The 11,586-nt window shown below is 40.4% G+C and carries 12 protein-coding genes; 11 read left to right on the top strand and 1 reads right to left on the bottom strand.

Annotated features, from left to right (window positions below; genetic code table 11):
• The 4 genes from I6N95_RS07050 to I6N95_RS07035 form a co-directional block, all read left to right on the top strand.
• A partial coding sequence (locus I6N95_RS07050; protein WP_209526086.1) for a transposase occupies positions 1-216 on the top strand: 216 nt, incomplete at its 5' end.
• Between the two features lie 202 nt (positions 217-418).
• On the top strand, positions 419-1,006 hold the full coding sequence (locus I6N95_RS07045; RefSeq protein WP_209526084.1) for a TetR/AcrR family transcriptional regulator: 588 nt from the start codon (positions 419-421) through the stop codon (positions 1,004-1,006).
• Between the two features lie 54 nt (positions 1,007-1,060).
• Positions 1,061-1,288, top strand: coding sequence for a hypothetical protein (locus tag I6N95_RS07040; RefSeq protein ID WP_209526081.1), 228 nt, complete (start codon positions 1,061-1,063; stop codon positions 1,286-1,288).
• 16 nt (positions 1,289-1,304) lie between these two features.
• Positions 1,305-1,553 carry a hypothetical protein gene (locus I6N95_RS07035; protein WP_209526080.1) on the top strand — a complete coding sequence of 83 codons (249 nt, stop codon included), beginning with the start codon at positions 1,305-1,307 and terminating at the stop codon, positions 1,551-1,553.
• A gap of 52 nt (positions 1,554-1,605) precedes the next feature.
• Here I6N95_RS07035 and I6N95_RS07030 read toward each other — a convergent pair whose 3' ends face one another.
• Positions 1,606-2,337: a cyclase family protein gene (locus tag I6N95_RS07030; RefSeq protein WP_209526079.1), complete on the bottom strand. Its 732-nt coding sequence runs from the start codon at positions 2,335-2,337 to the stop codon at positions 1,606-1,608.
• Positions 2,338-2,514: 177 nt separating this feature from the next.
• Between I6N95_RS07030 and I6N95_RS07025 the strand changes: the two genes are divergently transcribed.
• The 7 genes from I6N95_RS07025 to I6N95_RS06995 all read left to right on the top strand — a co-directional run bounded on the left by I6N95_RS07025 (position 2,515) and on the right by I6N95_RS06995 (position 11,538).
• Positions 2,515-3,471, top strand: a complete 957-nt coding sequence (locus I6N95_RS07025; RefSeq protein ID WP_209526078.1) for a LacI family DNA-binding transcriptional regulator — start codon at positions 2,515-2,517, stop codon at positions 3,469-3,471.
• A 129-nt stretch (positions 3,472-3,600) separates the two neighbouring features.
• Complete coding sequence (locus I6N95_RS07020) at positions 3,601-5,274, top strand: glycoside hydrolase family 13 protein (protein WP_209526077.1); 1,674 nt, start codon at positions 3,601-3,603, stop codon at positions 5,272-5,274.
• A gap of 19 nt (positions 5,275-5,293) precedes the next feature.
• A complete protein-coding gene (locus tag I6N95_RS07015; RefSeq protein WP_209526076.1) occupies positions 5,294-7,054 on the top strand; it encodes a glycoside hydrolase family 13 protein in 1,761 nt (586 codons plus the stop codon).
• Positions 7,055-7,168: 114 nt separating this feature from the next.
• A complete protein-coding gene (locus tag I6N95_RS07010; protein WP_209526075.1) occupies positions 7,169-8,437 on the top strand; it encodes an extracellular solute-binding protein in 1,269 nt (422 codons plus the stop codon).
• A 60-nt stretch (positions 8,438-8,497) separates the two neighbouring features.
• A complete protein-coding gene (locus I6N95_RS07005; protein WP_209526074.1) occupies positions 8,498-9,799 on the top strand; it encodes a carbohydrate ABC transporter permease in 1,302 nt (433 codons plus the stop codon).
• Positions 9,799-10,650 (top strand): sugar ABC transporter permease, encoded by an 852-nt coding sequence (locus I6N95_RS07000; RefSeq protein WP_209526072.1) that lies wholly within the window; start codon positions 9,799-9,801, stop codon positions 10,648-10,650. Before I6N95_RS07005 ends, I6N95_RS07000 begins: the two co-directional genes overlap by 1 nt.
• Positions 10,651-10,701: 51 nt before the next feature.
• On the top strand, positions 10,702-11,538 hold the full coding sequence (locus I6N95_RS06995) for a DUF1189 domain-containing protein (protein WP_209526070.1): 837 nt from the start codon (positions 10,702-10,704) through the stop codon (positions 11,536-11,538).
• Positions 11,539-11,586 lie beyond the last annotated feature (48 nt).

Here is an 11,586-nt window from a genome sequence, read left to right as displayed (position 1 = left end):
GATCTACATCAAGAACAAATTGAGTTTGAAAATACAGAAGAATTCAAAGAATTAGCTAAAAATCGCTATATGATTGAAGCGAAAAATAGTGAGATAAAAAACCGGCATGGATACGCGACCAGTCAAAATGATGGTCTATTTGGCATGACCGTTCAGGCAGCCACGACGTTGTTTGTAACGAATTTAAAAAGAATCATGACTCTGATGAATGAATAAAAGAGAATAAAATAAGGTTCCAATCCCAAAATCAGGGATTGGACCCTTATTATTTTATCTCTAAAGATTAAAACGAAAGAAATCTATTCGTTTTTCAGCAGCTTAAATTTTTCGGCTTTTTTTTTATTGACAATGTGATCGGAAAAGGTTATATTTTAATTATGAATAAAAATAAAAAAATATTCACAGAAGAGGTGAACAAATGACAAAAGGACCAAAAGGTTTTTCTGAAGCAGAAAAAGTGGACTTGCGGGGCAAGCTTCAGTTTGAATGTGAACAAAGTTGGGCACTATATGGTTATAAGAAGACGAGTATCAGTAAGCTAACTGCTAGTATTGGCATTTCAACGGGCGCCTTTTATTTATTGTACCCGTCAAAAGAGTCGTTGTTTTGTGAAACTCTGGCGAGTGTTCAAAAGTCATTGACGGAAACGATCAGACAAAATATTTTAGATATTGGTGGTATGGAGGGCTTTCGTCAGGCACTGATTAGTCACTTTGATGAGTATGATAAACGTCCCTTTTTGTACGATGTTACTTCGGTCGATTTCTTAGCATTTATCAATAAGCTACCACAAGAAAAAATTGAACAACTTAAATTTGACAGTGTGGCTTCGTTTGAAGAGCTGGTAAAGCTAACGGGTCTCCCACTGGCTGTCAGTCAGGAAAAAGCGTTTGCTGTGACTAGTTCTCTTTTGTATACCGTGACAAACAAAGAGCGAGTGGCATATGATCATCGAGAAGTCTTCATGTTTTTATTAGACGGAATTTTGCCTCAATTATTTAAATGAGGTTTCCTAACACCAAACTAAACGAGTTTTATTAGTAGAAAGAAGGATAAGTAAATGAGTATTTATGGCGAAGTTATGACATTTTTGTCAAGGGTAGCCCCTTTTTCGATGATTGTAAATATTATTTTGGGAGTGATACTACTCCTTGTTGGTAGTTTATTATTGTCGTTTAAGCAAAAGACAAAAGGAAGAAAAATTGGTGGGGTGACGTGTGTAACGCTAGCCATTTTAGCTTTTCTAGGATCAGCGTCTACGTGGTTTGTGTCAACTTTTATTATTTAGAAAGAGGAGGAACACGATGATTAACACAATGTATTCAGTAATAGACGGCGTTTGTCAGGTGACAGGTGAGTTAACAGGGGTAAAAATAAGTATTCCGAGGCCCAGTAAGAGGGCATTAACAACCAGTTATATTGCAAATGGGGTAACGGGTACCAGTCTCGTTTTATTCGGGCTATTAACACCTCATAAATGGGCCATTATTTTAGGCGGGACGGGTATAGCAGCTAGTCTGGCGATGAAGGCAGAAATTAAAAAAATGGGATAAGAAGCAAGCTGTAGTGCCTCGATTACTCTTCGGGAAGCACTACAGCTTTTTCTTATGGCAAAATAGCAAAGGCGCGAGCAGTAAAGCCCGGTGCGTCTTTAATCTTAGGGACACTGGTGATGATGATGGCGCCTTTGGAAGGCAATTGTGTTAAATTAGTCATGACTTCAACTTGATAGACATCTTGGGAAAGGACGTAATACTCTGCTTCAAGAGTGCCGTTTTTTTGGTAGTCAAGGGCACAATCTGTGTCTAATGTTTCATGACCAATGGCATCAATCTGTCGTTCTTCACAAAGAAATCTCAGTGCCTCTAGGGACCAACCAGGTGTGTGATTGTTTCCATCGTGGTCTTTATTGTCAAAGGCCGCTTGATCGGGCCAACGCTGACTCCAGCCGCTGGCTAAGGCCACAAAGCTATGAGGGGGAATGTCGCCGTGTTCGGCTTCAAAGGCCAAAATATCCTCTTTAGTCACAGCATAGTCATGATTAGCAGCGACTTTATCTTCCACATGTAGGACGACTAAAGGCAAGATCATCTCTTTTAGAGTCAATTCATGAAGTAGTCGTTTGCCTTCAACAAAGTGAGCAGGGGCATCCACGTGAGTACCATATTGCGTAGGAAGGGTGTATTCTTTGGCATAAAAACCATCTTGATAACCGAATAAGGTTTTTTCTTGAGAGGCGTTAAAGGCCGAAAATCTCGGGATGGTGGCAGTTACATCATGTGTTAAGTCAACCCATTCTTTTTCTTTTAGTTGAGTTAGTAAGTCGGTAAGTTCCATGGTCAATCCTCCAGTATTTTTTATCATTGTTTCCACAGTATAATCTAATCATATCGTTATTATTCGTTCAGTCAAGTTAAAAATGATTTTTTATTCAAAGGTTAAATCTAGTATTATTTTTTGAAATAGTTATAATGAAAAGTAGATAGGTTTAAAAAGGGGGGATCGGGAACTAGTATGGTTACGTTAACAGATGTAGCTAAAAAAGCGAATGTCTCGAAAATGACAGTCTCGCGGGTGATTAACCACCCGGAGCAAGTGACAGATGAATTAAAGGAGTTAGTCTTTCAAGCCATGAAAGATTTGGACTACAAACCTAATGTGGCGGCCAAGGCTTTGGCAAATAATCGAACTCAAGTGGTTAAGATGTTCATTTTAGAAGAAATGGATACGACAGAACCTTATTACATGAATTTATTGATGGGGATTTCAATGGAGTTAGACAAGCATCAGTATTCCTTGCAATTGGTGACGGAAAATAGTTTTGACGTTGGCTTATCAGACGGCTATATCATCACTGGGATGAGAGACAAAGACTATGAGTGGATTGGTCGAATTGAAAAACCAGTGATCCTTTTCGGGGAAAATCGTTATGGCTATGATTTTGTTGATACCGATAATAAACAAGGAACAACTTTATCCACTGAGCACGCCATTAAGATGGGGTATGAACGAATCGTCTTTATTGGGATTGATGTCAAGGAGACCTTTGAGTTTTCTCGCGAAGCAGGTTATATCAATACGATGCAGAAACATCAACTTCTCCCTGAGATTCACCGCTTTGATAACCGATCCCGTTATTCAGCCGCGTTTATTGAAGAAAATTTTTATGAGTTTAACAAAAGAACCGCCTTTGTCTGTAGTTCAGATCGATTAGCGATTGGAATAGAGCGCGGGCTATTAAACATGAAGGCTAAAATACCCATTGATTATGGGGTCATTGGATTTGACGGTGTGTTCCTTGATCAAATCGCTTATCCGAGATTGACGACAGTCAAGCAGTCAGTGATTGAAATGGGACAAGCATGTGCCAGAATGCTATTAAACAAAATTGAGCAAAAAGGGGCCCCTCAAGGCAATGAGTTTTTTGAACCTGAGCTAATCGTTAGAGAAAGCACACAAAAAAGTGACTAGACATATGACAATCAGTTTCCTAATCAGGAGGCTGATTTTTTTGATCTTGTTACCGGTAACAGGCTTTCTGTGGTTGCTGTTACCTGTAACATTTCGTATGCTTGTGTTGACTATGAAGGAGGGGACTGCATGGCAACTAAATGGTGGCAAGAAGCAATCATTTATCAAATTTATCCTAAAAGTTTTAAAGACAGCAATAACGATAGTGTTGGTGATATTCCAGGGATTACCAGCCAGCTGGATTATATTAAAAGCATTGGCGTCAACACCCTGTGGCTAAACCCGATTTTCATTTCACCACAAGTCGATAATGGCTACGATATTTCAAATTATTATGCGATTGATCCACTATTTGGAACAGAGGATCAATTGTCAGAGTTTATTGAGGAAGCTCATAAACGACAGTTAAAAATTGTCTTTGATTTGGTGCTCAATCACACCTCCACTCAACATCCGTGGTTTTATGAAGCTTCTAAAAGCCCAGATAACATTTATCGTGATTATTACATTTGGAAAAAGGGGCGAGGAACATTGCCACCTAACAATTGGGCGTCATTTTTTGGTGGCTCAGTTTGGGAAAAAGACAAGCAGTCAGACGATTATTACTTTCATCTTTTTGATAAGGAAATGCCTGATTTAAATTGGCAAAATCCAGAAGTTCGTCATGCCATGCTTGACATTGCAAAGTACTGGCTAACGAAAGGGATTGATGGGTTTCGTTTTGACGCTTTTATTCACTTAGAGAAAGCGGACTTTTCGCTGCAAGTACCTGATATTCCAGAGGGGCAAGTAGCCATTGCAGAAGAGTATTACGCGAATTTGCCCAAAGTAAGGGACTATCTCTCTGCTTTTATTGGCGAGTTGCGAGCCATTAAACCTGATCTCTTTATTTTAGGAGAGGCTGCTTCAGCAAATGAAAGTTTAGCCAGACAATATACGGATCCAGCCAATCATCAATGTGATACGGTTGTCAGTTTCCGCTACTTCCCTGAGGAGTTCAGTGAAATTACCGATCAGTTACCTGAAGGGTTACAACAGAAACGACTAGCGGTGAAAGAGTTTAAGGCGACCATGGCTTCTTGGCAAGCCCAATTAAATGGGGAACGTTTTCCAACGCTTTATTGGAACAATCACGATATGCCACGTTTAGTGTCCCGTTTTGGCGATGACCAAAAGTTTCGAGATGAGAGCGCCAAAATGTTGGCCACCTTGATGTACTTACAACGTGGATTGCCGATTATTTTGTACGGTGAGGAGCTGGGGATGAAAAACGTGGTGATCGATGATGTTGATGTTTTTCAGGACCCAGCCGCAAAAGACTACTTTAATGAAATGTTAGCTAAAGGGATGGCGCAACAAGATGCCTTGGCAGTGATTGCTAGCGTGAACAAAGAAGCCAGTCGAGGGGCTATGCAGTGGAATGCTGAGGCGTATGCTGGTTTTTCTGAAGTAGAACCCTGGAGTGATGTCAATATTGAAGCGGTCTACAATGTAGCGGATCAGGAAGCATTGAGCGAGAGCGTTTTGCATTACTATCAAGCTCTTTTGGCTTTAAAGCAGCAACCACTCTTTGGTGAAGCCGCATTTGAACTTTTGGAAACCGGTGATGATACCTATGTTTACCAGCGAGAGCTGGCGGATCAGTTGGCGCTAGTTGCCTGTAATTTAAGCAAAAAACCAGTGATAATCGAGGTGCCGGACGAGCTAACTGGTGGTCAAGTCGTTCTTCATGGGACACCTTATGTTCTGACAAAAAATCAATTAGAGTTGCCACCATATGGGGCAGTTGTCATCATTAATTAATGAAAGTAGGAAGTTAACAATGGAAAAATCAGCATTATTGCACCGACCGGACAGTGAGTACGCTTATTTATATGAGCAGGATGAATTTCATATCCGTTTAAGAACTAAAAAAGGCGACGTCACGTCGGTCAATGTCATTAAAGGGGATCCTTATTTAATCGGTGAGGATCGGTGGTATTTAGATTCTGAACCGATGACGTTACTAACTAGCACAGAACAATTTGACTATTGGTTGATTAAAACTACTGCCGCTTTTCGCCGCTTACAGTATGGCTTTCATGTTGTCGGACATGATCAAGAAGTTTTTTATGGTGATCGTGGGATTTTTGACTACGATTCGGAAGTGATTGCCAAAGCAGAAAATTATTTTAGAATGCCATATTTTCAGGAAATGGATCGCTTTAAAGCACCACAATGGGTTAAGGAAACTGTGTGGTATCAAATTTTTCCAGAGCGTTTTGCTAATGGGGATCCAAGCAATGATCCGAAAGGCACGTTGCCATGGTCCAGCAAGGAACACCCTGGTCGAGAAGATTTTTTTGGTGGCGATTTACAAGGGGTAATCGACCATTTAGATTATTTAGTGGATTTAGGGATTAATGGTATTTATTTCTGTCCAATCTTTAAAGCTCACTCCAATCACAAATACGACACGATTGATTACTTTGAGATTGATCCAGATTTTGGAGATAAGGCCACCTTTAAAACGTTGGTGGATGAAGCCCATAAACGAGGCATCAAAATTATGTTGGACGCGGTGTTTAACCATATGGGGTATCACTCTCCTCAATGGCAAGATGTCATAAAAAATGAAGGTCAATCCCAGTATGCTGATTGGTTTCACATTCACAGTTATCCAGTGGAGTTTGGGACTAATGGTAATCAAGAAGGGGCTAAAACCGTGTCTTATGATACCTTTGCTTTTACGCCAAGAATGCCTAAGTTAAATACGGCAAATCCAGAAGTACAAGCTTATTTACTGGAAATTGCTACCTATTGGATTGAAGAATTCGACATTGACGCTTGGCGGTTAGATGTGGCGAATGAAGTGGATCATCATTTCTGGAAAAAATTCTATAGTGAAACAGTCGCTATTAAAGAGGACTTTTATATTCTAGGTGAAATTTGGCATTCCTCACAAAGCTGGTTAAATGGTGATGAGTTCCACGCTGTCATGAATTATGCCTACACTGAGACCATTGCTAATTTCTTTGTGGCGCAATCGATCTCAGCTTCAAAACTGGTCAGTGGCCTCAATGAACAGTTGATGTTGTATCGCCAACAAACCAATGAAGTAATGTTTAACATGCTGGATTCTCATGATACGGCTCGTCTATTGACCATTGCAGATGAAGACAAAGCGGTTGCTCAGATGACTTTGGCCTTTACATTTTTACAACACGGCTCACCGTGCATTTACTACGGGACGGAAGTTGGCATGACTGGTGAAAATGACCCGGATTGCCGCAAGACGATGGTTTGGGAGCAAGAACGGCAAGATCAGCAGTTCCTAGCGTTTACCAAAGAATTGATTCAGCTGCGAAAAGATTATCAACCTGTTTTGTCGTTGGGGACGCTTGACTTCATCTTGGCAGATGATACCCACCAGGTCGTTGGCTTTAAGCGTGAAACGGATTCCCAAATCTTAACGGCTTACTTTAACAGAGGGACCGACAGTCAAAGCTATCAGAAAACAGCTGATCAGAAAGTGGTGATGAGTCGCCTAGCAGATACATTGATTCAGCCAAAAGGCTTTGTTGTCCTAGTCCAAGCCAAATAAAAAACCGTTGTGATTCTTGTTAACGGTAACAGCTGTAAAGCGATTGCAATGGTACACGTAACAGATAATAATAAGGGTGTAAGCGAAAACAAAAAAATGCAGGGGGTATTCGTAATGAAGAAGAGTTTTAAAAAAGTTGGCTTAGGGTTATTAGTAGCCGGTATTGCTTTAAGTTTGGCAGCTTGTGGTGGAGCGAAAGAGAAGGCTAAAGAAGAAGCCAGTCAATCAGATGGCAAAACGTTAAACGTTTCCGTTGATAAAGGGTATATCAAATATCTTGAAGCGATTAAAGGTGACTTTGAAAAAGAGCATGACGTGACGGTTAAATTAACTGAGCGAGATATGTTTGAACAGTTAGAAGCATTACCTTTAGATGGACCAGCTGGTAAAGCACCAGACGTGATGATGTCTGCTTATGACCGTTTGGGACCTTTGGGACAACAAGGACATTTGGCTGAAGTGACGCTAGGCAATGAAGCAGATTACAATGACACTGATAGATCTCAAGTCACTGTTGACGGCAAATTCTTCGGTGAGCCAGCGATAATTGAAACATTAGTTCTTTATTACAATAAAGACTTAATCGATACGGTTCCCGCAACCTTTAAAGATTTGGAAGAAATCGCTAAAGATCCTAAATTTGATTTTACTGCTGAAAAAGGCACCAATGTTGGCTTCCTTGCTAAATGGACTGACTTTTACTCAGCTTATGGTTTATTAGCTGGTTATGGCGGTTATGTCTTTGGCAATGATGGCACTGATCCGACTGACGTTGGCTTGAATTCGCCGGGAGCGGTTGAAGGAATTGAATATGCTAATACATGGTTCCAAAAAACATGGCCTAAAGGAATGCAAGATGTTAAGAGTGCTGGTGATTTCATTACCGATCAGTTTGTTAATGGTAAAACAGCAGCTATCATCGATGGTCCGTGGGCAGCAGCTAACTATAAAGAAGCCGGTGTTAACTTTGGTGTTGCCAAGATTCCAACTCTAAATAACGGCAATGCTTATGAAGCCTTTGGTGGTGGTAAAGCATGGGTAGTTAGTAACTATTCTAAAAACAAAGAAGTGGGTCAAAAATTTATTGATTTTCTAACAACAGAAGCTAATCAAACTAAATTATATGACGTAACAAATGAAGTTCCTGCCAACAACAAATCACGTGAATTGGCTGCTTCAGGTGATGATCAAATTACATCAGCTGTTATCGCCCAATATGCGGATGCTGATCCAATGCCAAACATTCCTGAAATGGGTGAAGTATGGGCTGGTGGTGAAAACTTAATGTTTGATGCGGCTTCAGGCAAACAAACAGCTCAAGAAGCAGCAGATGCAGCGGTTAAAGTCATTAATGACGCAATCGCCCAAAAATACACGAAATAAAGTTAACTGGTTTTCGGCAGGGTTCGCTCTGCCGAAATTCGTTTAAAGAGGAGAATCAAGATGACTACTGCAATCAACAAAAAAAATGTTAAACGAGCAACTCTCTTATCTCTTATCCCAGGATTAGGCCAATTTTATAATGAACAGAAATTTAAAGGATTTATCTTTTTAGGTGTGTTTCTCTTATTTCTATTTGAAATGGCCACATTTGGGATTGGGGCGTTACACGGTTTTATTACCCTTGGAAGTGTGCCAATCGAAGATCATTCGCTCTTTTTAATGATTGAAGGAACTTTACAAATTATCATTACGGTTATCTTTTTAATTTTTTATGCCATCAATCTTCGTGATGCCCGCATGGTAGCGAAACAATGGAATTCAGGAATGAAAGTAAATGTGACTGCAAAAGAAATTATTCATAATATGTTTGACAATGGTTTCCCCTATGTTCTAACATTACCGGCTTATATTGTAATGACATTTGCTATTATTTTCCCTGTCCTGGTGACCTTGTTTATGGCCTTTACAAACTACGATTTTTACCATATTCCACCAGCTAATCTGATTGATTGGGTCGGCTTTAAGAACTTTTTTAGTATTTTCTTTTTAAGTTCATATCGTGACACGTTTGGTTCAGTGCTTTCGTGGACGTTGATTTGGACCATGTGTGCGTCGACTTTACAAATCACGCTCGGTGTTTTTACTGCGGTGGTGGCTAATCAGGAATTTATCAAGGGGCGTCGTCTGTTTGGCGTAATCTTCTTATTGCCGTGGGCCGTCCCCGCTTTTATTACTATTTTAAGTTTTTCCAATATTTTTAATGACAGTATCGGCGCGATTAATGCGCAGGTGATTCCTTTTCTTAATCATTTACCTTTTGTTGATATTAGTGCGATTGCATGGAAGACCGATCCGTTTTGGACCAAAGTGGCGATCATCATGATTCAAGGCTGGTTAGGTTTCCCCTATATCTATGTTATGGTAACAGGCATCTTGCAATCAATTCCAGCAGATTTGTATGAAGCGGCTAAGATTGATGGCGCGAATGCGATTCAACGTTTTAGTCAAATCACCATGCCGATGATTTTATATGTGGCGGCGCCGATTTTCGTCACTCAATACACTGGGAATTTTAATAATTTCTCGATGATCTATCTCTTTAATATGGGGGGGCCTGGTAGTGTTGGTGGTGGCGCAGGTTCAACGGATATCTTGATCTCCTGGATCTATAAATTGACAACTGGGACATCTCCACAATATTCTGTGGCAGCAGCTGTGACACTGATGATTTCAGCGATTGTGATTACGGTGTCGTTAATTGTCTTTAAACGTACCAAAGCATTTGATATGGAGGGAATGTAATGAAAAATAAACTTCATTCACAGAAGACAGCCCAGTTTTGGACGAAGTTCTTCACCTATTTGTTTATGGTTATTCTGTCCATCATTATTATCTACCCATTGTTAATTACCATTAGTTCTGCCTTTAAGGCTGGGAATGTCAATGCCTTTAGCTTAAGTCTGAACGGCAAATGGACCTTGAATAACTTTCAACGTCTGTTCACGGAAACCTTGTACGGTAGTTGGTATAAAAACACCTTAATCATTGCGTTCTTCACGATGGTTTGTCAAGTGGTGATTGTGACCCTGGCTGGTTATACCTATAGCCGTTATCGCTTTGTCGGGCGCAAAAGCAGTTTGAAATTCTTTTTAATTGTGCAAATGGTGCCGACGATGGCTGCTTTAACAGCCTTTTATGTTATGGCGTTTCTATTGGATGCTTTAGATCAGTATTGGTTCCTGACGATGATTTACATCGGCGGCGGGATTCCGATGAATACTTGGTTAATGAAGGGGTACTTTGATACCGTGCCGATTGATTTGGATGAAAGTGCCAAACTTGATGGGGCAGGACATTTTAGAATTTTTTGGCAAATTGTGTTGCCGCTGGTTCGCCCAATGCTAGCAGTACAAGCGTTATGGGCCTTTATGGGACCTTTTGGTGACTTTATGCTAGCTCGTTTCTTATTGCGAACACAAGAAAAATTAACAGTAGCCGTCGGGTTACAATCATTTATCAGCAATACTAAAGACCAAAAGATTGCCTTGTTTGCGGCAGGCGCCATCTTGATTGCTGTGCCGATTACAACATTGTTCTTCTTTTTACAGAAGCACTTTGTATCCGGCTTGGTAGCTGGGGGAACCAAAGGCTAGATCGGTCCCTTACTAAGGATTGAGTATGTTACAACAAAGGATGAGAAAACTATGACTAAACTACCATTTCCATTTAGCTATTTTGCTAATATCGTCACACCTAGGCGCGTTTTTTTAGGTCGGAAGTCTTTAACTAAGTTCCAGCTAGTGGTGATTTTTATCTTCATTACTGCCTTGGCGTTAATTCCTGTGACAGTCAATATGGCACGGTCAACCAACTTTCAATTGGCTGAAATTATGCCAGATATGTTTAAACAGGTGGATCACGACACGCTTATGACAATTCAGGCGGCTGGTTTTAAAGATGGTCAGCTTGCTGTTGAAGGCAGCCAAATGATTAACAGCCGAGGCACAATTGGGGTTAATTTAAGCGAGGATCAGTTTAAAAGCGTGAAAAGTGGCATTAGTTTTGGTGAAACGGCCATGATCTTAAAAGACGCATCCGGCTATGAGTTTAAGGTGAGTTATACCAAAGACTTTAATCCACAGGATTTTACCACTGTCGAAGAACTGAAACAAGGGATTAGTTCTCAGTGGCTAAAACAGAATAAAGCATTTGTTGCCTTTACCATGATGCTGATGAGTGCCTCACTGATTTTAGTTAGTAACGTCATATTAATTGTTGGCGGAGGGTTCTTTGTTTGGTTGACGAAAAAGAATCATCTATCATCAATTAAGACGTACCAAGAGTCTCTGAATCTGGTTCTAAACGGATTAGGATTAAGCACCATGTTGGGAATGGTAGTCGGATTAATCAGTTTTGATATGACGCTTGTGCTCAGTATCCAATCATTTGGGTTAGTTCTGATGCTGCTTGGCGTTTTTGTCACAACGCGTTTTAATGACAGCTATGCTAAAAGTAAAGTCAGCAAACTACAGAGAGCTTAGGATCTGCGGAGTTAGCAGTGGCCAGAGAGGGCAAGCTTACAAAGAAAA

It is taken from the genome of Vagococcus allomyrinae (genome assembly GCF_017829975.1).
Lineage (GTDB): Bacteria > Bacillota > Bacilli > Lactobacillales > Vagococcaceae > Vagococcus_D > Vagococcus_D allomyrinae.
The sequence above is the reverse complement of the archived record's forward strand: the minus strand, read 5'-3'. Positions and strand labels throughout refer to the sequence as shown.

Coding starts and splice junctions, on each gene's coding strand:
- I6N95_RS07010 (WP_209526075.1), top strand. CDS start 7,169: ATGAAGAAGAGTTTTAAAAAAGTTGGCTTAGGGTTATTAGTAGCCGGT.
- I6N95_RS06995 (WP_209526070.1), top strand. CDS start 10,702: ATGACTAAACTACCATTTCCATTTAGCTATTTTGCTAATATCGTCACA.
- I6N95_RS07020 (WP_209526077.1), top strand. CDS start 3,601: ATGGCAACTAAATGGTGGCAAGAAGCAATCATTTATCAAATTTATCCT.
- I6N95_RS07025 (WP_209526078.1), top strand. CDS start 2,515: ATGGTTACGTTAACAGATGTAGCTAAAAAAGCGAATGTCTCGAAAATG.
- I6N95_RS07015 (WP_209526076.1), top strand. CDS start 5,294: ATGGAAAAATCAGCATTATTGCACCGACCGGACAGTGAGTACGCTTAT.
- I6N95_RS07000 (WP_209526072.1), top strand. CDS start 9,799: ATGAAAAATAAACTTCATTCACAGAAGACAGCCCAGTTTTGGACGAAG.
- I6N95_RS07030 (WP_209526079.1), bottom strand. CDS start 2,337: ATGGAACTTACCGACTTACTAACTCAACTAAAAGAAAAAGAATGGGTT.
- I6N95_RS07035 (WP_209526080.1), top strand. CDS start 1,305: ATGATTAACACAATGTATTCAGTAATAGACGGCGTTTGTCAGGTGACA.
- I6N95_RS07005 (WP_209526074.1), top strand. CDS start 8,498: ATGACTACTGCAATCAACAAAAAAAATGTTAAACGAGCAACTCTCTTA.
- I6N95_RS07040 (WP_209526081.1), top strand. CDS start 1,061: ATGAGTATTTATGGCGAAGTTATGACATTTTTGTCAAGGGTAGCCCCT.
- I6N95_RS07045 (WP_209526084.1), top strand. CDS start 419: ATGACAAAAGGACCAAAAGGTTTTTCTGAAGCAGAAAAAGTGGACTTG.